Source organism: Portibacter lacus (genome assembly GCF_021533215.1).
Classification (GTDB): Bacteria; Bacteroidota; Bacteroidia; order Chitinophagales; family Saprospiraceae; genus Portibacter; species Portibacter lacus.
Window position 1 is genome coordinate 55,340 of sequence record NZ_JAJNKA010000008.1, and the last position, 24,151, is coordinate 79,490.

At 36.3% G+C, this 24,151-nt stretch carries 21 protein-coding genes; 11 read left to right on the plus strand and 10 right to left on the minus strand.

Annotated elements, in window-relative coordinates; genetic code table 11:
• Positions 1-6 precede the first annotated feature (6 nt).
• From ctlX to L2586_RS14640, 3 genes are all read left to right on the plus strand, one after another.
• On the plus strand, positions 7-918 hold the full coding sequence (ctlX, locus tag L2586_RS14630) for a citrulline utilization hydrolase CtlX (RefSeq protein WP_235293664.1): 912 nt from the start codon (positions 7-9) through the stop codon (positions 916-918).
• A 180-nt stretch (positions 919-1,098) separates the two neighbouring features.
• Complete coding sequence (locus L2586_RS14635) at positions 1,099-3,738, plus strand: TonB-dependent receptor (protein ID WP_235293665.1); 2,640 nt, start codon at positions 1,099-1,101, stop codon at positions 3,736-3,738.
• Between the two features lie 140 nt (positions 3,739-3,878).
• Positions 3,879-6,716 (plus strand): lamin tail domain-containing protein, encoded by a 2,838-nt coding sequence (locus L2586_RS14640; protein WP_235293666.1) that lies wholly within the window; start codon positions 3,879-3,881, stop codon positions 6,714-6,716.
• Positions 6,717-6,777: 61 nt separating this feature from the next.
• Here the strand turns inward: L2586_RS14640 and L2586_RS14645 are convergent, their stop codons facing one another.
• A complete protein-coding gene (locus tag L2586_RS14645) occupies positions 6,778-7,272 on the minus strand; it encodes a phosphoribosyltransferase family protein (protein WP_235293667.1) in 495 nt (164 codons plus the stop codon).
• A gap of 137 nt (positions 7,273-7,409) precedes the next feature.
• Here L2586_RS14645 and L2586_RS14650 point away from each other — a divergent pair, with 137 nt between their 5' ends.
• From L2586_RS14650 to L2586_RS14665, 4 genes are all read left to right on the plus strand, one after another.
• Positions 7,410-8,762, plus strand: coding sequence for a (Fe-S)-binding protein (locus tag L2586_RS14650; RefSeq protein WP_235293668.1), 1,353 nt, complete (start codon positions 7,410-7,412; stop codon positions 8,760-8,762).
• A gap of 69 nt (positions 8,763-8,831) precedes the next feature.
• On the plus strand, positions 8,832-9,611 hold the full coding sequence (locus L2586_RS14655; protein ID WP_235293669.1) for a (Fe-S)-binding protein: 780 nt from the start codon (positions 8,832-8,834) through the stop codon (positions 9,609-9,611).
• A 4-nt stretch (positions 9,612-9,615) separates the two neighbouring features.
• Positions 9,616-10,095 carry a hypothetical protein gene (locus L2586_RS14660; RefSeq protein ID WP_235293670.1) on the plus strand — a complete coding sequence of 160 codons (480 nt, stop codon included), beginning with the start codon at positions 9,616-9,618 and terminating at the stop codon, positions 10,093-10,095.
• A gap of 54 nt (positions 10,096-10,149) precedes the next feature.
• The gene (locus tag L2586_RS14665; RefSeq protein ID WP_235293671.1) at positions 10,150-10,611 is read left to right on the plus strand and encodes a hypothetical protein; all 462 of its coding nucleotides are present in this window, start codon (positions 10,150-10,152) and stop codon (positions 10,609-10,611) included.
• On the opposite strand, the gene L2586_RS14670 is transcribed toward L2586_RS14665, so the two are convergent.
• Positions 10,605-11,483 carry a tetratricopeptide repeat protein gene (locus tag L2586_RS14670; protein WP_235293672.1) on the minus strand — a complete coding sequence of 293 codons (879 nt, stop codon included), beginning with the start codon at positions 11,481-11,483 and terminating at the stop codon, positions 10,605-10,607. The genes L2586_RS14665 and L2586_RS14670 overlap by 7 nt on opposite strands.
• A 148-nt stretch (positions 11,484-11,631) precedes the next feature.
• On the opposite strand from L2586_RS14670, the gene L2586_RS14675 reads away from it, so the two are divergent.
• Complete coding sequence (locus L2586_RS14675) at positions 11,632-12,951, plus strand: cryptochrome/photolyase family protein (protein WP_235293673.1); 1,320 nt, start codon at positions 11,632-11,634, stop codon at positions 12,949-12,951.
• Here L2586_RS14675 and L2586_RS14680 read toward each other — a convergent pair.
• Together L2586_RS14680 and L2586_RS14685 are read right to left on the minus strand one after the other, a co-directional pair.
• Positions 12,943-13,518 carry a peptidoglycan-binding domain-containing protein gene (locus L2586_RS14680; RefSeq protein ID WP_235293674.1) on the minus strand — a complete coding sequence of 192 codons (576 nt, stop codon included), beginning with the start codon at positions 13,516-13,518 and terminating at the stop codon, positions 12,943-12,945. The genes L2586_RS14675 and L2586_RS14680 overlap by 9 nt on opposite strands.
• A gap of 1 nt (position 13,519) precedes the next feature.
• A complete protein-coding gene (locus L2586_RS14685) occupies positions 13,520-14,155 on the minus strand; it encodes a hypothetical protein (protein ID WP_235293675.1) in 636 nt (211 codons plus the stop codon).
• An 87-nt stretch (positions 14,156-14,242) separates the two neighbouring features.
• On the opposite strand from L2586_RS14685, the gene L2586_RS14690 reads away from it, so the two are divergent.
• Entirely contained in the window at positions 14,243-15,856 is a 1,614-nt protein-coding gene (locus L2586_RS14690; protein WP_235293676.1) for a tetratricopeptide repeat protein, read from the plus strand.
• A gap of 9 nt (positions 15,857-15,865) precedes the next feature.
• Positions 15,866-16,540, plus strand: coding sequence for a DUF3108 domain-containing protein (locus tag L2586_RS14695; protein WP_235293677.1), 675 nt, complete (start codon positions 15,866-15,868; stop codon positions 16,538-16,540).
• A gap of 67 nt (positions 16,541-16,607) precedes the next feature.
• Here the strand turns inward: L2586_RS14695 and L2586_RS14700 are convergent, their stop codons facing one another.
• On the minus strand, positions 16,608-17,147 hold the full coding sequence (locus tag L2586_RS14700) for a pyridoxamine 5'-phosphate oxidase family protein (RefSeq protein WP_235293678.1): 540 nt from the start codon (positions 17,145-17,147) through the stop codon (positions 16,608-16,610).
• A gap of 220 nt (positions 17,148-17,367) precedes the next feature.
• On the opposite strand from L2586_RS14700, the gene L2586_RS14705 reads away from it, so the two are divergent.
• On the plus strand, positions 17,368-19,785 hold the full coding sequence (locus L2586_RS14705) for a GDSL-type esterase/lipase family protein (protein WP_235293679.1): 2,418 nt from the start codon (positions 17,368-17,370) through the stop codon (positions 19,783-19,785).
• A gap of 144 nt (positions 19,786-19,929) precedes the next feature.
• Here the strand turns inward: L2586_RS14705 and L2586_RS14710 are convergent, their stop codons facing one another.
• The 5 genes from L2586_RS14710 to L2586_RS14730 all read right to left on the minus strand — a co-directional run bounded on the left by L2586_RS14710 (position 19,930) and on the right by L2586_RS14730 (position 24,151).
• Positions 19,930-20,532, minus strand: a complete 603-nt coding sequence (locus L2586_RS14710) for a methyltransferase domain-containing protein (RefSeq protein WP_235293680.1) — start codon at positions 20,530-20,532, stop codon at positions 19,930-19,932.
• A complete protein-coding gene (locus tag L2586_RS14715) occupies positions 20,529-22,076 on the minus strand; it encodes a sulfatase family protein (RefSeq protein WP_235293681.1) in 1,548 nt (515 codons plus the stop codon). Before L2586_RS14715 ends, L2586_RS14710 begins: the two co-directional genes overlap by 4 nt.
• Before the next feature lies 1 nt (position 22,077).
• Complete coding sequence (hemB, locus tag L2586_RS14720; RefSeq protein ID WP_235293682.1) at positions 22,078-23,043, minus strand: porphobilinogen synthase; 966 nt, start codon at positions 23,041-23,043, stop codon at positions 22,078-22,080.
• Positions 23,027-23,761 carry a uroporphyrinogen-III synthase gene (locus tag L2586_RS14725; protein ID WP_235293683.1) on the minus strand — a complete coding sequence of 245 codons (735 nt, stop codon included), beginning with the start codon at positions 23,759-23,761 and terminating at the stop codon, positions 23,027-23,029. The genes hemB and L2586_RS14725 overlap by 17 nt, the downstream gene beginning before the upstream one ends.
• A 63-nt stretch (positions 23,762-23,824) precedes the next feature.
• Positions 23,825-24,151 (minus strand): 2Fe-2S iron-sulfur cluster-binding protein, encoded by a 327-nt coding sequence (locus tag L2586_RS14730; RefSeq protein WP_235293684.1) that lies wholly within the window; start codon positions 24,149-24,151, stop codon positions 23,825-23,827.

Consider the following 24,151-nt stretch of genomic DNA (forward strand, 5'->3'; position numbering starts at 1 on the left):
AAGAAAATGGAAACGATAACAGATAAAGTATTTATGGTCAGACCAGCTCATTTTGGTTTTAATCATGAGACTGCTGAGAATAACGCATTTCAGGATAATTCAGGAGTGCAATCACAGGAGGAGATTAGTGAAATGGCGAAGGTAGAATTCGATGGATTAGTGGAGAAGCTTAGGGAAAAAGGAATCGAAGTAATCGTTTATGAAGATTCAGATAACCCAGTAAAAAAGGATGCGATCTTTCCGAATAATTGGATCTCCACGCATAGAGGTGAGGTATTAATTACTTATCCAATGTTTGCTGAAAGCAGAAGAACGGAAAGACGTGAAGATATAATTAATGATCTCAAAGAAAAGTTTTCTTATCATAGACAGTATTTCTTCGAGCACTACGAATCAGAAAATAAGTTTCTAGAAGGGACTGGCAGTATGATCCTTGATAGAGATAACCGAATCATCTATGCTTGTCTAAGTGAACGGACAAATGTCGAACTTCTGGAGAAGTTTTCTATACTTATGAATTACAAGAAAGTTTTCTTTTACGCTAAGGACGATAATGGCTTAGAAATCTATCATACGAATGTGATGATGGCACTTGGAGAAGAGTATGCTATTATTTGTCTCGATACCATCAAAGATGAAAGGGAAAAGAAAGAAGTTGTAGATCATTTAAAAGGATCGGAGAAAGAAATAATAGAAATTTCGGAAAATCAGATGAATCACTTTGCGGGTAATATGCTGGAAGTGAAAAACAAAGAAGGCTATCATTATTTAGTGATGTCAGAACAAGCCTACAAATCTTTGAATCAAAGTCAAATAAGCAAAATTGAAAACCACAGTCAAATCATTCATGCTCCTTTATATACCATAGAAAAATATGGTGGAGGAAGTGCCCGATGTATGATTGCTGAGCTATTTTAATTTGTTAACATTAAATTTACCTACATCGAATAATTGATTCTTAATCAGTTAGCTGAAGAAACTTGCTTTTTATTCTGAATTCAAGTCAAATATTTATTTACAATTAATTTATATTAATTATTTCAATATGTTGGATATATAATAGTACTTTTGTGAAAAATTTAACCAAATCAAATTAGAATGAAAAAATTTTTCACACTCACTATTTTTGCATTATTTGCGTTTGCAATGAATGCCCAAACTGTTACAGGGGTAATAGTAGATCAGGAAACGGCTGAGCCATTAATTGGTGCTGTTGTTCAACAAAAGGGGACATCTAATGGTACGATTACCGATATTGATGGATCTTTCACACTAGCTTTAAGAGAAGGTAATCCAGTATTACTACTAACTTTTCTTGGATTTAATGACTCTGAAATTGACTTAACAGGGAAAACTGGAAGTATCGATTTAGGAAATGTTGAGTTAAGTTCTAATGCAATGGGACTTGAAGAAGTAACAATTACAGGAACGATGGATATCGTGAAAGACAGAAGAACTCCGGTTGCTGTTTCTACGATTTCAGTTGCTGAAATTCAAGCTAACTCTGGAAATGTTGAATTCCCAGAATTGATGAAGAATACACCTTCTATCTATGTTGCTGGACAATCTGGTGGATATGGAGACTCTGAGATTTTTACAAGAGGATTTGACCAAACGAATACTGCCTTCCTTTTAAATGGTCAGCCGATCAATGGAATGGAAGATGGCAAAATGTATTGGTCTAACTGGTCAGGAATGACTGATGTAGCAACTGCAGTTCAGATTCAGAGAGGTTTAGGTTCTTCTAAATTAGCAATTTCTTCAGTTGGAGGAACGATAAATATTATCATGAAGGCAACTGATATTGCTAAAGGTGGTAATGCTAGTATCCTTTATGGTAACGATAACTACTTGAAGGCAACTGCTTCTTATAGCTCAGGCATGATTAATGACAAATTCGGAGTATCTTTTCTTTTAACACACTGGCAAGGTGATGGTTGGGCAGAAGGTACTAAAGGAGCTGGTCAAAATTATTTTATAAGCGCTGGTTATAAAATCAATAATAGAAATAAGATTAACTTTTTGATTACTGGAGCTCCTCAATACCATGATCAGAATTTTAATAAGCGAATAAGCGATCATTATAATGATCCAGCTAATCCTGATGAGTTTAATATCAAGTTTAACAACAACTATGGTACACTTGATGGTGAATACTTGAGTATGAGAAGAAACTATTACCACAAACCGGTAGCAAATCTTAACTGGGATCTTAAGTTCGATAACCAATCTTCATTGTCTACCGTTGCATATGCTTCTTGGGGTAATGGCGGAGGAACAGGACCATATGGTGATACTCGAATAGATGGATATAATACAGCTGATGGACATATCGACTTTGATAATGTTATTGCTGCTAATGCACAAGTTGATGGAGGAATCGGTCTTAATAATGTGAATAGACAGTATTTAGGAACAGCGATCAGAGGATCTAGAAATAATCACGCTTGGTACGGTTTAGTTTCTAACTATAGCAAAAAATTAAACCAAAATCTGAATTTCAGCATTGGAGCAGATCTAAGAACTTACCATGGTTCACACTACCGTGAATTAGTGGATCTTTTAGGATTAAATGGGTTTGACGAATCTGACAAAGCAAGATTTAACAACCACATTGTTTCTGAAACATTCCCAGCTAATCCTTGGACAGCGATGTACAAAAATGCTTCACTTGCGGAATCTATCGATTATAGAAATGATGAAACCATTTCTTATGCTGGAGCATTCTCTCAATTTGAATATACCAATAGTAGAATTTCTGCTTTTTTACAAGGTGCAATTTCTAATCAATCTCATGTAAGATTTGAATTACATAACAACACTGAAGCAGAGGAAAAATCAGAAAATGTGAATAATTTAGGTTATAATGTAAAGGGTGGTGCTTCATATAGTATTAATACGAACAACACGATTTTCTTTAATACTGGTTTCTACCAGAGACAACCTTTTCACGATAATATCTACTTGAACTTTAGCAATTTTGTAAACCCTGTAGCAGTTCCAGAAAAAGTTTTCGGAATAGAAGCTGGGTATAAATTTGCAAATCAAAATTTTGCATTAAACCTTAATGCTTATAGAACTTCTTGGAAAGATCGAGCGACAACTAGAACGTTAAATGATGGTGATGAATTACCGAATGGTTTCATTATTATAAGTGAAGGATTTAGAAACACATTACAAAATCAATTACACTCGGGTGTTGAGTTAGATTTTTCTTATAAAATTAACAAAATGGCTTCCGTTAGAGGTTATACTTCTATAGGAGATTGGGCTTATCAAGGAAGTCTGAATAGTCAATATTTTGATGTGAACAGAGAATTGGTATATCAAACTGATGGTGACGATGTAGATGGAGTAAGAGTAGGTGGTGCTGCCCAGACAACTTTTGGTCTAGGTCTTGATGTGAAGCCAATCAAACCACTTTTCGTTTCATTAAAGTATAACTACTATAACAATCTTTATTCTAATATCGGAGTAGGTACTACTTCATTATTATTACCTGATTTTGGATTATTAGACTTAGGCGTTAGATACAATGTAGACTTAGCTAATGGTCAGTTATTAACGTTAAGAGGAAATATCTATAATTTATTAGGAACAGAATATATTTCTAGAGCGACTTCTTCAGTTGAGGCTTCTTCTGTAGAAAGTGAAAACTGGAATGGTGTTAATAAATCTAACTTTGTTCAATTTGGAAAAACAAGAACTTGGAACGTAAGTTTGAAGTACTCTTTCTAAACACAAAGAAATGATATAAAAGTCCGCTTGTCTTTTCAAGCGGACTTTTTTTGTTAAATACAAATGTAGGATTCAGTTATATATTGCTATTTTTGATATTTAAGAAAATTTGAATTAAAACTGTAAAAATTTAATTTATAATGAAAAAGATATTGTTACTTTTTACCCTATTTATAGGTGTTTGTGCAGCATCAAATGCACAATTAGTTATTTCTGAAATTATGTATAATCCACCTGAAAGTGGGACAGATTCGTTAGAATACATTGAAATTTATAATGCAGGAGACGAAGGTGTGAATGTGAATGGTTATAGTTTTCAACAAGGCGTAGAGTTCTTGTTTCCTGATACCACAATTGCATCGAAAGCATACTTTCTATTGGTGAAAGATACAGATGCATTCGAAAGTGCAATAGGGATTAATGCGATGGAGTGGGATGCAGGTGCTTTAAGTAATGGCGGAGAACCGATTATCTTACAAGATGCTGATTCTATGGAAGTTAACAAAGTTGACTTTCAGACAGAAAGACCCTGGCCGATCAACAGCGAAGGTGCTGCAGGTGGGGGAGCATCTATAGAATTTTGCATTGTAGAATCAGACAATAGCATCGGAGAAAACTGGAAAGCATCGACTGCTGCAAGTGGCGTATTTATTAACTCACTCGAGTTCAAGGGAACACCAGGAACAGCTAATACAGCGATGTGTGGCTCTGGAGGAGATGTAACAGTAACCTTGTCTGGAACAGCATTTTCACCAGCTGATATTACGATTAATGCTGGAGAAACCGTGATTTGGAAAAACGAAGATGGTTTTCATAACGTGAATGGCTCACTAGCAACTTTCCCAGATAACCCTGAAGGTTTTCTAAGTGGAGATGCAGCTTCAGCTCCTTGGGAGTTTTCATATACATTTACGAAAGTAGGTGTTTATAATTATCAGTGTGATCCGCATTCAAGTGTAGGAATGACAGGAAGCGTAACGGTTGTAAATGACCTACCGAATCTGGTTATTACTGAGATTATGTATAATGATCCTTCATCTGATGATGTCGATAGTCTAGAGTTCGTAGAGGTATACAATGCTGGAGATTCTGACGTATTTCTAGGAGGAATGGTCTTTTCTTCTAATGTTATTAATTATACACTTCCTGATTCAACACTTCCTGCTGGAGAGTTTTTGATTATACAGAAAATGTATTCTGGTTTTATCAATGACCTTGGTTTGTTAACTATTCCATTCACGAACGGAGGACTTGGTAATAATTCAGATGCTGTTACGATTACATCTGCTGATGGAGCAGTTATAGATTATGTTTTATATGGTGATAGTGGAGACTGGCCAGAAATTGCGGATGGTCTTGGAAGTTCCCTTTCTCTTTGTGATGTTAACTCTGATAATGAGCTGGCATCTAATTGGCAAGCATCTAATACAGCGACAGCAAGAGAATATGAAGATGGTAAATTTATTTTCGCTAATCCAGGTGCATTAAATAGTTGCGAGATCAGTATTGCTGAAGCATCGGCTATTGATGAAAATGGTGTAATATTAAATGAAGGTGTTTCTACTATTCTAGAAGGAACAGTTTATGGTATTAATTTCAGACCTGGAGGCTTGCAGTTTACTATTATTGACGACACGAATGAAGGAATCGGTGTTTTTAGTGCATCTTCCGATTATGGATATTCTGTAGTGGAAGGTGACAAGATTAGAGTAGAAGGAGAAATTGGTCAATTCAATGGATTAGCTCAGGTATATTTGGATACAGTTCATTTTGTAAGTGCGGGAAATACATTAATTGCTGCTGATACAGTTGAGACTTTAAGTGAAATGACAGAATCTAGTTTGGTAACTATTAAGGATGTAACCTTAGTAGATCCATCACAATGGACAGGTACAGGTTCAGGATTCAATGTTGATGTAACTAACGGTACGGAGACTTTTGCTTTAAGAATTGACGCGGATGTTGCCGATCTTTATGGTAGTTCGTATCCAGAAGGAACATTTAATGTAACTGGAATCGGAGGGCAATTTGATAATTCTGATCCTTATTTAGATGGATACCAATTATTCCCTAGATACAAAGCGGATATAGATCCATTTAATGAATTCGTAGAAACTTTCCCAACGAAGACTATTGGTGAAGTTACGCAGATTGATGAAAATGGAGTGGGTACTGCAGTTGGTTCTCAAGTTCAAATTACTGGTGTTACTTATGGAATTAATTTTAGACCTGGTGGACTACAATTCACATTAATTGATGAAGATAATGATGGAATTGGCTTGTTCTTAAATGATGGTGATCTAGGTTATACATATAATGAAGGAGACATGATTACTGTTCGAGGTTCGATTAGTCAATTTAGTGGCTTGCTTCAGATTAATGCGGATTCTATTTTACTAATTAGTAGTGGGAATGATTTGGTAGAGCCTACCGTTTCTAGCGAATTAAGTGAAGATACAGAGTCTCAATTAGTCGTTTTCAACAGTCTTACAGTTATAGATCCTACAGAATGGAAAGGAGACGGAAGTACCTTTAATGTAGACATGGAAACTGGAGATGGAACGATTGTTACGGTTAGAATCGATGCGGATACAGAACTTGCTGAGCAATCATTGCCAGGAAATACATTAAAAGTTACAGGTTTAGGAGGCCAGTTTGATAGCAGTGAGCCTTACTTAGATGGTTACCAATTGTTTCCTAGGTATAATGATGATGTGGTAATGATTAGTGGAACGGAAGAACTTTACTTAGATGAAAATTTAGTAAAAGTATATCCTAACCCAGTTAAGAGTAACATCTTATTCGAAACGAATATTGACCTAGAAAAAGTAGTAGTTTATAATTTCTTAGGCATGAAAGTTTGGGAGGGAAGTCCAGCGCAAGGTGTAATTAATGCAACAAGTTTTACTGCAGGTCAATACGTGTTACACTTCATTACTGCAGATGGCGTAGTACAAAAAGAGCTTATTAAGATTTAACAATCGTTAACTTTATAGATACAATAAAGGTTCTGTTGGAAACAACAGGACCTTTTTTTATTTACTCGAGGTCAACGCTATAATTACCTTTGTTCTTGATATCAACTTTAATGTGTTCTTTCACAGTGGTCGCAAGTTCTAAACCCATGTAGTCAACTTTTACAGGGAAGCTTTTGTGTTTCCTATTGACTAAAACCATTACTTGGACTCTCTTAGGTAAGATATTTAGTAAGGGTTTGAATGCGTAAAATAGTGAACGACCAGTATTGGCAACATCGTCTATAATGATGATAACTTTCCCTTTTAGGTTCTGAACACCTTCTTCTATAATAGCTTCCTCTTTATTAGGATACTTTGGATCTAGGGTAATTCTTCGAATGGAGATAGGATTAGGGTAGATTAATGCCATTTCGGCCTTGAGCAATTCTGCTAGCGTATAACCATTGTTATTCATACCGAGCAGTATGATTTCTTTTTCATCAAAATTGTACTCTAGAATTTCTATAGCTACTCGCTTGATTTTTTGCTGAACCTGTACGTTATCTAATACATTCATTTTCTAAAAGATTATGGACAAATGTACAGAAAACGTAGTTTCATCGTGAAAATCTTTTAACTTTAAAGAGATTTATTTTTAAGTTATCGAATTAAATATGCATTTTTGACTCAGAGTCAAATTTTATATTCTATACTATGGGTTTAGGACAAATTATATTTATCATCATTACATTTGCTGCTTTCTATTTAGCGTATAAGCAATTTTCGAAATTGAGAGCTAATATTTTTTTGGGAAAGCCCGAAACCACTGAAGGAGACGAGAGTCAGAGGTGGAAGAATGTTTTTCTTGTTGCCTTTGGTCAGAAAAAGATGTTCAAGAATCTGATCCCAGCAGTTTTTCATTTCTTTATATATGCAGCATTTTTACTAACTCAAGTTGAGTTAGTAGAGATTCTAATTGATGGAATTTTCGGAGTACATCGTTTTTTCGCTCCGTATCTCGGAGGGCTGTATACATTTCTGATTAATTTCATAGAAGTGCTTTCAGTACTTGCGTTTGTTGCTACCATTGTCTTTTTGGCAAGAAGGAATTTATTGAAAATTCCAAGGTTTGTAAAATCAGAAATGAATGGATGGCCTAAGTTAGATGCTAATTTGATTTTATTCGGTGAGTTAGCTTTGCTAATCGGTATTTTTAGTATGAATGGAGCGGATGTTGCCTTACAAAAACTAGATCCTGCTCATTATCCAGATACTGGTTACTTGGCTATTAGTAGTACTTTCTCACCATTTATTTTTGATGGTCTTCCTGAAGGTGTATTGGTGGTGATAGAGCGGTTTGGCTGGTGGTTGCATATTCTTACCGTTTATGTTTTTCTGAATTACCTGCCTAAGTCTAAGCACTTGCACATCATGTTTGCTTTTCCTAATGTTTATTATGCCAAATTGAAATCAAGAGGCGAAATGGAAAATATGCCAGAAATCATGAACGAGGTGAAATCGATGATGGGACTTGCACCTGAAGCAGAAATGACGGATGAAATACCTGAGTTCGGAGCTAATGATGTCTTTGACTTATCATGGAAGAACATTTTAGGTGCATATTCTTGTACAGAATGTGGGCGATGTACAGCTCAATGTCCAGCGAATATTACGGGAAAGAAATTATCACCGCGAAAGATTATGATGGATATCCGAGATCGAGTGACGGAAGTCAGTAAGAATCTAGAAACAGGTGATGTGAAATTTATAAATGAAGAGAAGCGGAAAGAAGGAACAGTATTGACGAAAGATAATTATGATGATGGGAAATCATTATTTGATTATATCACACGAGAAGAAATACACGCTTGTACAACTTGTAATGCATGTGTAGAAGCTTGTCCAATCATGATAGACCCATTGGAGCCAATTTTAAAGATGAGGAGGTATGAGATATTAACAGAATCTGCAGGTCCGGCTGATTGGACACCAATGTTTACCGCAATTGAAAATGGCGGAGCAGTATGGCAATTAGCAGATGATAGAGACGCCTGGACTAAGGAATAAATTAAAGCATATTAGTTGATGAATGGAGACTAACATTCCATTTATTGACATCAATAGAATTATAAATATATGAATGTACCAATAATGTCAGACCTCGCAGCGGAGGGAAGGAAACCAGAAATACTTTTTTGGGTCGGTTGCGCTGGAAGTTTTGATGCTAGAGCTCAACGAGTGACTAAGGCATTGGCTACGATATTAACGAATGTAGAGATCGATTTTGCCATTCTAGGAAACGAAGAATCATGCACTGGAGATCCAGCGAGAAGAGCAGGAAATGAATTTGTATTTCAGATGTCTGCACTGCAAAATATCGAAATGCTGAACATGTATGAAGTGAAGAAAATCGTTACGGCATGTCCACATTGCTTTAATACATTAAAAAATGAATATCCGGCCTTAGGTGGGAACTATGAAGTCATCCATCATACTCAGTTATTGCAAGAGTTAATAGATGAAGGCAAGCTGAAAGTAGAAGGAGGTAGTTTCAAAGGAAAGAAAATAACATATCACGATTCTTGCTACCTTGGAAGAGTTAATGGGGAGTATATGGCGCCAAGGAAAGTCTTAGAAGCTTTAGATGGCGATCTTGTGGAATTAAAGCGTTGCAAAACTAAGGGTTTATGCTGCGGAGCAGGAGGTGCTCAGATGTTCAAAGAGGATGAACCAGGTGATAAAAGAATAAATACAGAGCGAACGGAGGACATTTTAGCGTCAGATGCTACCATAGTTGCTGCAAATTGCCCATTTTGCCTGACGATGCTACAAGATGGAATCAAAGCTGTGGAAAAACAAGATGATATCATGGTTTACGATCTTGCAGAATTAATTGTTACGAATAATCAATGGTAAATAAATGACTGATTTAATAGCGCTCGATGAAGGCTCTAAGGTATGGATATATCACTGTTCAGATGTCATTCCTGAAGAGAAGATACCTGAAATAAAACAACATATTTTTAATTTCGTAAGTCAGTGGGTGAGCCACAGTAGGGAGTTAAAAGCGTATGGAAATATCTTTCATAATCGCTTGCTGTGCTTGTTTGTAGATGAATCTCAGGCTGGAGCTAGTGGTTGCTCTATAGATTCTTCTGTTCGGTTTATTAAGGACCTGGGAGCACATTATAATGTTGATTTTTTCGATAGAATGATATTTTCATATATCATAGACGACGAAGTTTATACAGCTAAAAAAGCAAAACTTAAAGAACTCTATCTCTCTGGAGAGATTAATGATGAGACCTTATTTTTTGATCCATTGGTGAAAAATAAAGATCAATTTATAAATCACTGGTTGGTTCCATTAGGCGATAGCTGGATGAAAAGAATGGTTTAATCGATTTTTTGATTCAAGATGGAACAGAAACCGTTTTTCTGTAGTTTATAAGGTATGTTAGGAAAAGTAAAAAGTTGGCTAGGTATAGAAGGAGTTAAAATGGAAATTGAAACTCCCGAGAAGATTAAATTGATGGATGGAATCGTCAAAGGGTCTATTTTGTTTCAAAGCATGACTGATAAAAAAGTCACGAAACTAAAAGTGGAACTCATTGAGAAATACTCTAGAGGTAGAGGAAAGAGTAAGTTGATCAATGAGTACAAACTCGGCACTTTGGAAATTAATGATGAATTAGTCATTAAAGCTAATGGGCAATTAAAACTTGACTTTAAGCTCCTGTTTAATCCAAAGACCTCCGAAATGGATAACATGGGAAGAAATCTTCTTCTACGTGGTCCTGTAGCACTAGCTAAAATGATAAAGGGCGCAAAATCAGTATACCGCATAGAAGTAGAAGCTAAAGTTCCAGGAACTGCACTTCATCCAATTGCTAAGAAAGTGATTAATTTTTATTGATTGCTCTTAGCTTCGATTGCCTTTAATACTTCATCTGGAGTCTTTCCTAAATTCTCCAATGAAAATTTAGCATCATCAGCAAAATTATCTTCTGGATATTTTTCTAGAAAAAGCGTATAAGCTTTTCTTGCTTCTTCCTCATTTCCTAATTCATTCTCCAGTGTGAATGCTTTGATAAATAACGCAGACGGTGTCTTTTTATAATCAGGATAGCCTTCGATTAATCGATCATATAAAGAAAGCGCTTTATTATAAGTCTTTAATAATTTTGCAATCTCAGCAGCATTAAATAGATATTCAGGAGATTTTGGATCTTCAGGAGCTGATAAAGCGTAAGCTTCGCACGCATCTACATATTTGAATGCTTCATTTCTGTTGATTCCAAATTGATCAGGATTCTCTAATCGAGATTGTGTTAACCTTTCTATGATACTTGCTGGAGTATTATCGCCTAATTTTTCTTTAATCTCATTTAATTTAGGATAAGCTGGGAATCTTTTGATCAGATTGCCATAAATAACTAGCGCAGCTTCTTGCTTATTTTGCTTTTCTAGGCTCCCAGCTAACTCATATAGCCAATCAGAGCTTTTCTTGCTTCCAGGATCGCTTTTTGAGATTAAATTGGTCAAGTAACTTGAGGCAGCAGGACTTTGATTTTCTTTCGCAAGAAAATATGCTTTTTCATATACTTCTAGATCATCCTGATTATCCTTTAGGTGGGTGTTATAAGCTTTAAGCAATAGACCTACATTCTCTGGCGTAGGTTCTGCTTTTGCTTTTTCTTCTAAAGCTGAAAAATTAGACTTGCCTTTTTGATCAGGACTACATTGAATCAAAAATATAACTGAAAAAAGGATTAAGAAACGATACATGTGCGCATTAGATTTGTTCGGCTACAAAAATACTCTTCCTTATTAAACTTTACAACCTATTTGCTATTTAGTTGAGGTGTTCCGAAACAAATTTGCTCTTATGGTGAACATCTTCGAATTTGGATTACTTATAAAAGAAAGATATTAAATGAATAAGGTTAACTTTTTTTGGTTTAGGAGAGATCTCAGAATTTCTGATAATGCAGGATTGTATCATATTTTAAAAAATGAGGATAATGTGATTCCTCTATTTATTTTTGATAAATCGATTCTGGATAAATTAGAACATGAAAAAGATGCAAGAGTTGAATTCATTTATGATAGCATTTCTGAATTAAAAAAACAACTTAAAGCATTTGGTTCAGACCTAATGGTCAAATATGGAGAACCCCTTGAAATCTGGAAAGATCTCCTATCAGCATATGAAATCAACTCGATTTATACAAATAGAGACTATGAGCCATATGCTGAAAAAAGAGATTCAGCAATAAAAGAATTAATAGAAGCGGAAGGTGGCACTTTTCAATCCTTTAAGGATCATGTGATTTTTGAAACAAATGAAATACTTAAGAGTGATGGCGACCCATATGTAGTCTTTACACCGTACATGAAAAAGTGGTTAGAGAAAATAGATGATGGACCGAGCGATTTTTATTTGAAGTCTTACCCATGTGAAAAGTACTATGCTAGTTTTAATAAAGACATCGAATTTGATCTAATGAAACTAGAGGAAATGGGCTTTCAAAGAACAGACATTGAAATTCCCTCAAAAGTTATCAATCAGAAAACCATCAAAGAATATGATGAGCGTCGAAATTTTCCTGCTTTAGAAGGTACCTCTAGATTAGGAGTGCATTTTCGCTTTGGAACGATCAGCATTCGGGAGAAGGCGAGGAAGGCTTGGGACTTAAACAAAACTTACATTAGTGAGCTGATATGGAGAGATTTCTACGCTCAGATATTGGCACAATTCCCACATGTTGCAGAAAGGTCTTTTCGTATAAAATACGATGCGATAGAATGGAGGAATAACGAAGAGGAGTTTCAAGCATGGTGTGAAGGAAGGACCGGATATAAAATCGTCGATGCTGGAATGCGTGAATTGAATAATACGGGATTCATGCATAATCGGGTCAGGATGATCGTTGCTAGTTTCTTAACAAAGCACTTGTTGATTGATTGGCGTTGGGGAGAGGCATATTTTGCTTCAAAATTATTGGATTACGATCTAGCAAGTAATAATGGCGGATGGCAATGGGCAGCAGGAAGCGGTACAGATGCAGCTCCATATTTTAGGATTTTTAATCCTTACACTCAGGTAACAAAGTTTGATAAAGATTTAAAGTATATCAATCAATGGGTCCCAGAGCACAACACTGATTCATACCCAAAAGAGATTGTGGAACACAAAGCTGCAAGAGAAAGATGCCTAGAAACATATAAGAAGGCATTAGCCGAATCAAATTAAGTCTAAAGATGCAAGTGTCTTAATATCGAATGATCCGATAGGAAGTCCGTTATTTTTTTGATAATTAACCAAGGCGGCTTTAAGATTGCTGTCTACACTCCCTTCCTTAAGCTCACTTTGCTGCCCATAACCCTTCAGATATAATTTTTTTCTTAATTCAGCGACAAGAGTGGGAGTGATATCCTCTTCACATACAACCTCTTGCCATTCAGTGTAGCCTCCTGCTATAACATCTTCGATCCATTTTATGGCTTGCCTGTGGATGATAAAATCTTTTTCCTGTGTGGTATCGATAACGGATAGGAAAGTGTAAGTAAGTTTATTTGCTTCGTTAATTAATATTGATTCTTCTTGTACGTACGGATTATCTTTTTTTGAACCAGCGTAAATTATAAGATCTATGCTATCTGTTTTAAAGATTATTTGATCTTCTATTAAGCATTTTGCATAACACTTGCCAGGTTCAGCTGGTGGGAAGTCATCATTTTTTTCGTTACGTTGACCACTGACATGATTTAGAATGATCAAAGAAATGAAGGTAAAAAAATAGCGCTTTAAAAGAGACATGTTAATATGATTTTAGATCAAGTACAGTTAATGTTTCCATATTGATAGCGCCTGAACACAGATTGTTATCTAATTGGTAATTAGTCAGTGCAAGTTTTATAGAAGGCAGCATTTTAGTATAAATATGTTTATCTGACAAATAGCCCTCCTTATAAAGTTTGAGTGAAAGTTGATAATAGAAATATTCGGTTTGATCTTCGTCGCAAATTGTAGGTAGACTGACTTCAATTTGCTCAAATTCCAACTTGTCATTGTAGATTTCAAAATCTTTAACTTTGTGGGTGTCTATTACCGCTTGATATTGTATGATTTGCGGATTTGGATACACTAGACACCAAATAGAATCCCTGTGTTCATCGCTATATTGCTTAGCCCAGACTTTTTCTTCACTTGGTATTTCTAGTGTTGCACTTACAACATATGGATTGTAGGCTGATGTACCATTATAAACAAAAATTAAATTGCCGTTCTTTCTTGGTTGAAGTTTATTACAAAGCGTTTCACATTCAAGGTTATTTATGGAATCGAATTCACCAGTTTTTTCTAAGTTGCCAAAACGTTCTTGATGTGTTTTTTTACTTATCGAACAGCTGTTTAAAAAGTATATCGTAAGTATAAAGTATAAGTTGTACCGCAAGACAAAGTGTATGTGTTATTGAATTAAGTTTCACAAACTTAGTACTTTATATAATCAAATTTTATAATTTACTTAGAAATTGACCAAATGAGAAAAATTGCCCTTTATTTATCCATACCTTTTTTGCTCACTTTCTGTACTTCACAAGAAGAACAGATTGATCAAAATACAACCGAATTAGGCGTCTTAGAATATGAATTTAAAATCAGTGATGTAGCAAAAGAAGATTTTGATAAAGGATTGCTGCTAATTCATAGCTTCGAATACGATGACGCGAATGCAGCATTCCAAGCTGGCAAATTGAAAGATTCCACTGAAATTATGAATTATTGGGGGGAGGCGATGTCTCATTACAAAGCATTATGGGGATTGCAAGATAAACGTGCTGGATATGAAGTGATGGAACAACTCGGGGAGACGAAGGAAGATCGATTGGCTAGGATATCAGACCCACTTGAAAAAGACTTTTGGCAAGGAGTGGAAATCTTATATGGTGATGGAAGCCTGAAGGAAAGAAACGCATCTTTTAATGCTCATATGAAAACATTGAGCGAAAAATATCCTAAGAATCAAGAGGCTGCAGCCTTTTATGCACTCAGTTTGATGTGGGATAATGATCGAGATGATGATAAAATGGAAGTAGGAAAAGAATCTGCAAGAATAGCAGCTGGTATTCTAGCGGAGAACCCTATGCATCCTGGAGCGTTGCACTACACGATTCATGCCTATGATAATCCAGTGCTAGCGGATGGCGCCATGAACGCAGCTTATAAGTATTCGAAAGTAGCACCAGATGCTGCTCACGCATTACATATGCCTTCTCATATTTTCTTAGCGATGGGCATGTGGCAAGAAGTGGTGAATTCTAATGAGGTTTCATATGCGGCAAGTGTGAAAAGGATGGAGAAGTTAGGCTTAGATGATGATGCAAGAGGTTATCATTCTTATGCTTGGTTACATTATGCTTATCTCCAACAGGGTAGAGTAGCGGATGCAACTAAGTTACTAGAAGATATTGCGACTTATTACGGAAATACACAGTCTAAAGGAATTCGCTCATATATTATCTCGATGCAAGCGGCGCAATTATTCGAAACGGGTGAATGGCCAGATGGCTTAGAAGTGCTAGAAGTGGAGAAATCTGATCTTGGGCTTGGTTCGCAAATGAGATCTGCTTTATTCAAAGCCCAAATGGCATTTAATGACTTAGTAGAGATGAAAGCTGTTAGAGCTGAATTAAACAAGGAAATAGAAAAAGGCGAGCTTTATATTTCAGAAGATAAGGCAGCGATGTGTAGCGCTGGTCCGTCTAGATATGCACCGAATGAAGATGCAGTCATTAAGGCTAAAGTAGTTCTCAGCCAAATCGATGCCATGATAGCAGTTGCGGCTGATGATGGTCGTGTAGAAGAACATATGAAAAATGCTGTGCAATTAGAAGGAAGTTCTGAATATTCGTTTGGACCTGTTGATATTTCACTTCCAAGTTTTGAAATGTATGGATATTGGCTTGCTGAAAATGGGGAGCATGAAAAAGCGATAGCGCAATTTAAGAAAAGTCTCGAAAGAGCTCCCAATCGTCGGAATGCACTATTAGGATTAAAGAAAGTATATGTTCAAACAGGTGATCAAGAAGAAGTGAAATCAATCGATGATCAACTTGCTGAATTTCATGAAATTAAATCATTGACCTCTATATAAACTAAAATTATGAACAAGTTATTATTATCTGCTTTATTACTATTCGCAATGAATATGGTTTATGGGCAGAGTGCATGCAGTAAGTATTATCCATTCACACAAGGGACAGTTTCAGAAATTACTTCCTATGACAAGAAAGGTAAAGTGGCCGCTGTAATAGAATATACGGTTAAAGCATCAACTGATAAGAAGGCAACGATAATTAATCGAATGGTGGATAGCAAGGGAGAGTTGATTACGGAATCAGAGTTTGATATTATCTGCACTGGAGATGGTGTCGAAATAGATATCAAGTCAATGGCTAATCCACAGCTACTTACGCAGTACAAAGACATGGAAACAACGATATCTGGATCTGATGTTGTCCTTCCTAATAATATGAAGAAAGGTGATGAGTTACCAGATGCGGAAATGTTTATCAGTGTCAATATGGGTGGCATCAATATGAATATAGATGTGATGATGTTAGATCGAAAAGTGGTAGGGAAAGAGTCCGTAACAACACCCGCTGGAACTTTCGATTGTATAGTTATCGAATATCAGTCTAAGATTAAAATGGGACTGGAAAAGAAGGGAAGTGCCAAGCAATGGATTGCTGAAGGAGTAGGCATGGTCAAACAAGAAGATTATAATAAGAAAGGAAAAGTAACCAGTAGCTCGATGTTAACGGCATTCAAGAAGTAGTACACAGATTACTTAGGTCAATGTTAGAGTTCGAGATCAGATGAAAATCAAGGTGTCGAGTATGCGTTTAGAAGATTCCAGTTTCAAAACCATCGATGCTTTTTTGGTTTTTTTCTTCCCAGTAATCTTTGATCTTATCTTTGCCTTTATTTTTTGCCCAATCTCTAAGAATACTACGTTCTTCTACAAAATCCATTAATGGAACGGCAAACCCACAAGAAGTCTGAACGAGGTCGATTTCTAATTCGAATATTTGCCTCGCACCTTCTGTCTCGCCAAATTGAGGAACCCATTCATTAAATTCTGGGTCTCGCTCATGATATATTTTTGCATGTCCGTATAGTCTTAAGATTAAAGGCTTGCCATCGAAAGCGCAAAACATAATCGTCATTCTATTGACCTGATTAATGTGGGCAGCCGTTTCATTTCCGCTGCCTGTTAGATTTAACCAGATAACTTTATTGGGACTTAGAACTCTTAAAGTATCCATGCCTTTAGGAGAAACATTTACTCTTCCCGATTCTGCGGCAGTTCCTATAAAAAATATCTTTTGTTCTTTAATAAAATTAATATGCGCTTCGCTAAGACTTTCAAATTGCTTCGCCATGATTCAATAGTTTATATTATACAGATGATTAAAGATAAACTAATCACTATAATTCTTAGTAATTAATAAGACATATTACACTTAACTTTAATATGATGAGTTTATTGTGAGGTGAAATCAGATAACGTAGAAGTAATTTATTGAGTGATTTGTGTGGGAGTATGACTCCAATGCAATATATTGTTTTGTAAAACTTAATCATTAAAATATAAATTAACACATGAAACGAGACATGCCTTTTAAACAAAGATTTTCAGCCTTATTGGTTTTCTGTCTAATTTCCTTTAGTAGTTTTTCACAGGTTGATTCGCTGCTAATTGATTTTGGAGACATTCTAAGTGAGGCTCCTTGGAATAACATTACGAATCCTGATACAGGTTTTGTGGATAACTTATTGAATCAGAGGAGTGAATTTTCATCCGTATCGATTACAATTATTGACGATTTTAATAACATAAATCAAGCAGGAACAGAAACACCTTCTCCTAGTATACCTTTTCCTGCGACCGCAACAGGGGATAGCTTTTTTGGGAATGTAGCTACTTTTGGTGGACAAGAACAACCTACCGCTGCATTAGAAATTTCGAACTTAAATCCAGCTACAACGTATTCTCTTTCCTTTTTCGCTTCCAGAGTTGCATCTGATAATCGAGAAGGTGAATACATTGTGAATGGAATCTCACAAGATACAGCTTATTTAGATGCTGCTTCCAATGATAGTGTAGTCGTAGTCGTGAATATGATGCCTGATGCAGCTGGTAAGATTACTGTTAATGTTGGCCCAGGTCCTAACAATACGAATGGTTCTAATTTCTACTACTTAGGTGGGATGATTATAGCATATGAAAACGAGCCAGTTGTGACACTTGATACGATTCTAATTGACTTCGGTGATACACCAAGTGCAGCTCCTTGGAATAATATTTCTGATACTAGAGCTGGGCAAATAGATGATCTGATTTTGACTTCTGGTTTTTCATCTGATAGAAGTATCGTTATTTTTGACGACTTTAATGGTGTGAACACAGCTGGAACGACTACACCAGATTCTGCACTTGGTATTCCTGTTACCGCATCTGGTGATAGTTTCTATGGAAATGTGGCTGTTTTTAACGGTGTAGAGCAACCTACTGCAGGGTTAAGACTTTCTAATTTTGATTTTACAAAGCCAGTCGAAATCAATATTTTTGCTTCTAGAAATGCTTCGGATAATAGAGAGACACAATATGTAGTCCAAGGATCAACTTCCGATACTTTATTATTAGATGCTGCTTCGAATACTGATCAATTAGCCATTGCCACTGTATTGCCTAAAGAAGATGGAACTATAGATATTCTGGTTTCTACAGGTCCAAACAATACAAATGGGTCGGGTTTTTACTATTTAGGAGCAATGAAAGTAATCTATGATGCAGACCAGGTCTTTACTTCTGAGCTTACATTACTTTCACCAGTAGGAGGTGAATCGTGGCAAGTAGGAAAGACACCTAGAATAAAATGGGATAGTAAAAATAATCCAACGGTCTTAGTTGAATATTCTACAGATAACGGAAATGCATGGAATGAAATCGGTTCTTATCCAGGAATAGATCAAGGTGCAGAATGGGAAGTGCCTAACGAGCCAACGGAAGAGGCATTAGTGAGAATTTCTTCAGGAGAGCATGTAGAGATGAGTGCAGGAACATTTACCATTACAGATGATACGACTAATTGTAATATCGTCATTTTAGGATCTTCTACAGCTGAAGGTGCAGGCTCTTCTCCTAGGGATAGTTCTTGGGTGAATAGATTCGCTAGTCACTTAAGTCAGCAGAATACGAAGTTTAATGTTATCAATCTTGGGAAAGGAGGCTACAATACCTTCCACATCCTTCCAGATGGTTCTGAGATTCCAGATGGTGTAAGTACCAACATTGATGAAGAGAGAAACATGACTAAAGCTCTTAGTTATTCTCCTTCTACTATAATCGTTAATATGCCTTCGAATGATGCTTCTAGTGGTTTCGGAGTGGAAATGCAACTGGCAAATTTTAAAACACTTTATGATGCAGGTGTAGCAGGCGGAGCGAATACATTTATCTGTACAACTCAACCTCGAAATTTTTCAAATAAAGATCAGTTAGATATTCAGTCTGATGTGGCGGATTCTATTTTGTCAATATATGGAGAGAATGCAATAGATTTCTGGAGTGTTCTAGTTGCTGCAGATACAACCATATTAGATGAGCTTGATTCAGGAGATGGAATTCATGTCAATAATTCAGGACACTTTGCACTATTTAAACAAGTGGTAGATAAGCAGATAGATACTTCGGCTTGTTCAAGTATTGTAAGTATTTATGATCTTCCAAATCGAGATATTTCAAGGCTTGACGTTTTCCCGAATCCGTTTAAAGATGAGATTAATGTCTCCTTTGATGCGACAGACTTTGGGAATGCTACGATATTGCTTTTTGATAATCTAGGTCGAAAAATAGCAGAGAAACAGCATCGAGTTACTCAAGTTGGAAATCAGAATATCACGATTCATGAACTAGGCAATCTTTCTAATTCAATGTCAATGGTCCACTTGCAGGTTATTCTAGATGCTAAGAATGGAAAATCATCCAAAGTTGTTACGTTAGTTAAGCAACAATAGATACATATTTATACACCTTAATAATCCTCAATCAATCTAAATTGATTGGGGATTTTTTATTTGTGAGAAATAGATGAAGGTGTAAGATGACAGCACTCTCGGTGATGTTATTCATAATGAAAATATATCTACCTTACCTTGTAATTATTTCTTCTTTGAAAAGATCCCAAATAATTCATTTCCTAACCTCGGTTTTATCGAATTATAACAATCATCAAATACGATGACATCAAAGTAAGGATCTAAATAGCCAAGATATTCTTCTTTGCTTCCACCAAATGGTCTTGATCCACCTTCCTTTATTAATAGATGCTTGAACCAGAGACCAATAAGCTTGCCACCAAGATCCAACAAATCGTACATCTTTTGTGCATATTTACTTCGATTTTCCAAACTAGGTTCGAAGGAGCAAAAGAAGGTTTGCTCTATGATTAAGTCATACTTTCCTTCATGTTTAAAAAAGTCAGCATTTATCAGATGATCAGTTGGGAATTCAGGGACACGTTTTTTAAGAGATGCAAGTGGTTGCTCAGAAATGTCCAGCACATGAACGTTCGTAAATCCCTTTTTAAATAAGTATTCCGCTTCGTGAGCATTTCCCGCACCAGGAATTAAAATTCGACTATCCTTATTGTCTAATTGATCGAAATACTTAACGAGTGGGGTAGAGGCTGCACCAATATCCCAGCCCGTACTGCCAGTAAGATATCTATCTGTCCAGAATTGGCCGTCTGATTTATCGATCATCTTATTTTTTCTAATTGGCTCCAAGCCTTAGGCCCCAAGTCATTTTCTTGTTTTGGTCCTGCTGTACTTCGACCGTTATCAATGATTTCTACTAACTCCTTTTTAAGATCTAAAGCTATTTGTGGATATTCAGTGATTAGGTTCTTGGTTTCCTCTGGATTTTCAGCTAGGTTATACAATTGATACGATGGTAGTGTGTCGATTCCTTTACTATTGGGCCTTGGGTTACTCCATCCACCAGATCCAGGACACAGAATGAGTTTCCATTCTTCTTTACGAAGTGCAAAACTTCCATTAATAGAGTGATGAATAATTGATTCTCTTGCTGTTTTACCTTCAGCACTTTTTAGAATTGGAAGAAAACTGTAACTATCCTCTCCTTCGTTAGCATTTAATGTCGTACCAACAATATCAGCACAAGTAGCAATAAAATCTGTAGTACAAATGATCTGGTCAGAACTTCTTCCAGCTTTTATTTCTTTCGGCCATTTAACAATAAATGGAACACGGTGGCCACCTTCGAAAATATCAGCTTTATGACCTCGGTAGATATAACTTGGGAAGTGACCTTTATCTTCTAACTCCTTTTTCTTAGCAGCAGGAGAGAAGCCATTGTCACTAGTAAATATGATGATGGTATTGTCTCCTTCTCCACTTGCATTGACCTCTGCTACTAATTTTCCAACATAATCATCGATCATCATCATGAAGTCTGCATACGGATTCAGTCCACTCTTGTCTTGCCATTCTTCTGTAGGCAGAATAGGTGTATGAGGTGAGGGAAGTGCTAAGTAAAGAAAGTAAGGCTTTTCATTTTTAGCATTCTCACTTATATATTTAATTCCTCTATTGAAAAAATTAGGAGTGACTTGTTCATGCTCGAAATCTGGTGAAGTAGGACCTTTACGCCACCAAGAATATTTTCCTGTATTAACAGTTACACTATCTGGTATTGCGGTTGCTTTTCCATTTTCTATGTAGACATATGGTGCCATGTCCAGTGATCCAGAATGTCCATACGCATAATCGAAACCTAAGTCATTAGGTGTATGAGTAACTTCTTTTGTGAAATCAATGTTGTCGGTGTCTTTCGCATCCCAACCTTCGCCTCTGATAATAGAATCTTGGATCGTGCCCCAGTTCCAACCGAGATGCCATTTTCCAATGAATCCAGTATGATAGCCATTATCACCTAATACATCAGCAATAGTCGTTCTGTCGTCTGGAATCAAAGCCTCGGATATACCTGTTAGAACGCCATTCTTTAAGGTACTTCTCCAGTTATATCTCCCGGTAATGATGCCGTATCGAGTCGGCGTACAGACGGAAGAGGAAGTGTGTGCATCTGTAAATTTCATGCCTTCATTCGCCAGTTGATCAAGATGTGGCGTTTTTATCTTACTTGAATCATTAAAAGCTCCAATATCTCCGATGCCTAAGTCATCAGCAAGAATATAAATGATATTTGGAGGAGTAGATGCAGGTTCTGCTTCCTTGCATGAGTAAATGGCAAGGAAAAGGAAAGGTAGAAAATAAAGCTTCATGTTAAGATTTTGATGAATTTAGAAAATCTTTCGCAAAGTAAGTAATTATTAGGTTTGCTCCAGCTCTTTTGAAACTCAATAATAATTCTGATACAATTTTCTTTTCATCGACCCAACCTTTTTCAGCTGCGGCTTTAATCATGGAATATTCACCACTTACATTATATGCGACTAGTGGAATATCGAACGCGTCATTTAATTTAGAGATGATGTCCATATAACTCATGGCTGGTTTTACCATAATGAAGTCAGCTCCTTGAGCTACATCGAGCTCCGTTTCTACGATTGCTTCTTTGCTATTCGCAGGATCCATCTGATAAGTAGATCGATCGCCTTCTTGAGGTGCAGAATCTGCTGCTTCTCTGAACGGACCATAGAATGAGGAGAAATACTTGGCAGAGTAGGACATCACAGAAGTTTCGACCAGATTTTCTTTATCTAGTGCACTTCGTAAAGCTTCTATCTGGCCATCCATCATGGCACTTGGAGCCACAGTGTCAATGCCTGCTTTCGCACATGAAACTGCCATCTTAGCTAATAAATCTAGTGAAAGATCATTATCGATCTTTCCATTTTTCAGAACTCCACAGTGACCATGGTCTGTATAACTACAAACACATATATCTGCAATTAACCATACTTCAGGAAATTTAGCTTTAATTGCTTTGCTTGCTATTTCGATGATGTTCCCGTCTGCATAAGCACTACTAGCTAATGCGTCTTTAGTGTCTGGTGTTCCGAAGAGGATGAAGGCTTCTATTCCTAGGCTAACACATTCTTCTATTTCAAGGAGAATGTTATCAATACTCATTTTGTGAATACCAGGCATGGATGAAATCTCGATTTTCCGGTTTTCACCAGAAACAACAAATAGTGGAAAGATTAAATCATGAGCCTGAACAGTATGTTCTTGCGTATATTTTCTAATGGATGAACTGGTTCTTAATCTTCTAGGTCTTCTTATCATTGGATAACGTCATTACAATTTTTTCAATCATTGACGCAAAGGTATGTTTTTCGCCTATGATTGCTGTCATGTCAAGGTCATCTTTTATGGCAGCTTGAGTCGTAGTTCCAATAGCTGCATATTTTATATCCTGAGGAATATCTAAATGATATTTTTCTAGTTGGGATACAAACGAAGTAACAGCAGATGGACTTGCGAAACTGATTAAGCTTAAATTTTGACTTAAAAATTTCTTCCATTCTGCTTCATTGTAATGATGCGAAACGGTATGGTAAGATTCTACCTGCATAAAATGCTTGGATTTTTCTTTTAGGATACCGAGCGTCTCATAATTACTTAGATTGCCACCAATGTAAACCACGCTTTCGTTTTCTGATAAGGGTAATTCATTTGCTAATGTGAGCGATGTGTAAACTGAAGGAACAAAATTGACCTCATGTCCGTAGTCTTGCACCAATCCTGCTGTTTTAGGGCCGACACATGCGATGTATTTGTTTTCTAAATTCTGATTCTGTTCAAAAAATGCCTTAACTCCATTTTGAGAGGTAAACACCAGCCAATCATAATTATCATTAATCTCATCGAACAAGTCTTCACTTAAAGCTTGATACTCAAATTTTATCAGTGGGAATTCAATCCAGTTAAATTGTGGATATTGCTCCGATAGATGATGAGCGTCAGATTCTGTTCTAGTAAGTACTACACTTAGAGGTGCCATAATAATTGCTTTTTTATATGAGAATTACCTGATAAGATGACTATGAAATTGACCTAAAAGAAACTACTCAGAACCTAGATTAGCTAGCTTAACCCTAAGTCCATTAATCTCTTCTGTGACTTTTATCTGACAGCCAAGTCGGCTATTGTCTTCCACAAAAAGAACTTGATCAAGCATGATTTCTTCATCTTCTGAAGCTTCAGGAAGTTCGTGGTCACTCTCAACATACATGTGGCAGCTCGCGCATAACGCCATACCGCCACATGTACCATCCACATCTAATTCAGATGCTTTGCAAACTTCCATTAAATTTAAATCAATCTCTAAAGGAATTTCTATATCGTGAGTCTTTCCTTCTCTATCTGTAATGTAAATTGTAATATCTTCCAT

What these genes read in the sequence shown, in the direction of transcription:
- ctlX (WP_235293664.1), top strand. Translation starts at nt 7, where the DNA reads ATGGAAACGATAACAGATAAAGTATTTATGGTCAGACCAGCTCATTTT.
- L2586_RS14635 (WP_235293665.1), top strand. Translation starts at nt 1,099, where the DNA reads ATGAAAAAATTTTTCACACTCACTATTTTTGCATTATTTGCGTTTGCA.
- L2586_RS14640 (WP_235293666.1), top strand. Translation starts at nt 3,879, where the DNA reads ATGAAAAAGATATTGTTACTTTTTACCCTATTTATAGGTGTTTGTGCA.
- L2586_RS14645 (WP_235293667.1), bottom strand. Translation starts at nt 7,272, where the DNA reads ATGAATGTATTAGATAACGTACAGGTTCAGCAAAAAATCAAGCGAGTA.
- L2586_RS14650 (WP_235293668.1), top strand. Translation starts at nt 7,410, where the DNA reads ATGGGTTTAGGACAAATTATATTTATCATCATTACATTTGCTGCTTTC.
- L2586_RS14655 (WP_235293669.1), top strand. Translation starts at nt 8,832, where the DNA reads ATGAATGTACCAATAATGTCAGACCTCGCAGCGGAGGGAAGGAAACCA.
- L2586_RS14660 (WP_235293670.1), top strand. Translation starts at nt 9,616, where the DNA reads ATGACTGATTTAATAGCGCTCGATGAAGGCTCTAAGGTATGGATATAT.
- L2586_RS14665 (WP_235293671.1), top strand. Translation starts at nt 10,150, where the DNA reads ATGTTAGGAAAAGTAAAAAGTTGGCTAGGTATAGAAGGAGTTAAAATG.
- L2586_RS14670 (WP_235293672.1), bottom strand. Translation starts at nt 11,483, where the DNA reads ATGTATCGTTTCTTAATCCTTTTTTCAGTTATATTTTTGATTCAATGT.
- L2586_RS14675 (WP_235293673.1), top strand. Translation starts at nt 11,632, where the DNA reads ATGAATAAGGTTAACTTTTTTTGGTTTAGGAGAGATCTCAGAATTTCT.
- L2586_RS14680 (WP_235293674.1), bottom strand. Translation starts at nt 13,518, where the DNA reads ATGTCTCTTTTAAAGCGCTATTTTTTTACCTTCATTTCTTTGATCATT.
- L2586_RS14690 (WP_235293676.1), top strand. Translation starts at nt 14,243, where the DNA reads ATGAGAAAAATTGCCCTTTATTTATCCATACCTTTTTTGCTCACTTTC.
- L2586_RS14695 (WP_235293677.1), top strand. Translation starts at nt 15,866, where the DNA reads ATGAACAAGTTATTATTATCTGCTTTATTACTATTCGCAATGAATATG.
- L2586_RS14700 (WP_235293678.1), bottom strand. Translation starts at nt 17,147, where the DNA reads ATGGCGAAGCAATTTGAAAGTCTTAGCGAAGCGCATATTAATTTTATT.
- L2586_RS14705 (WP_235293679.1), top strand. Translation starts at nt 17,368, where the DNA reads ATGAAACGAGACATGCCTTTTAAACAAAGATTTTCAGCCTTATTGGTT.
- L2586_RS14710 (WP_235293680.1), bottom strand. Translation starts at nt 20,532, where the DNA reads ATGATCGATAAATCAGACGGCCAATTCTGGACAGATAGATATCTTACT.
- L2586_RS14715 (WP_235293681.1), bottom strand. Translation starts at nt 22,076, where the DNA reads ATGAAGCTTTATTTTCTACCTTTCCTTTTCCTTGCCATTTACTCATGC.
- hemB (WP_235293682.1), bottom strand. Translation starts at nt 23,043, where the DNA reads ATGATAAGAAGACCTAGAAGATTAAGAACCAGTTCATCCATTAGAAAA.
- L2586_RS14725 (WP_235293683.1), bottom strand. Translation starts at nt 23,761, where the DNA reads ATGGCACCTCTAAGTGTAGTACTTACTAGAACAGAATCTGACGCTCAT.
- L2586_RS14730 (WP_235293684.1), bottom strand. Translation starts at nt 24,151, where the DNA reads ATGGAAGATATTACAATTTACATTACAGATAGAGAAGGAAAGACTCAC.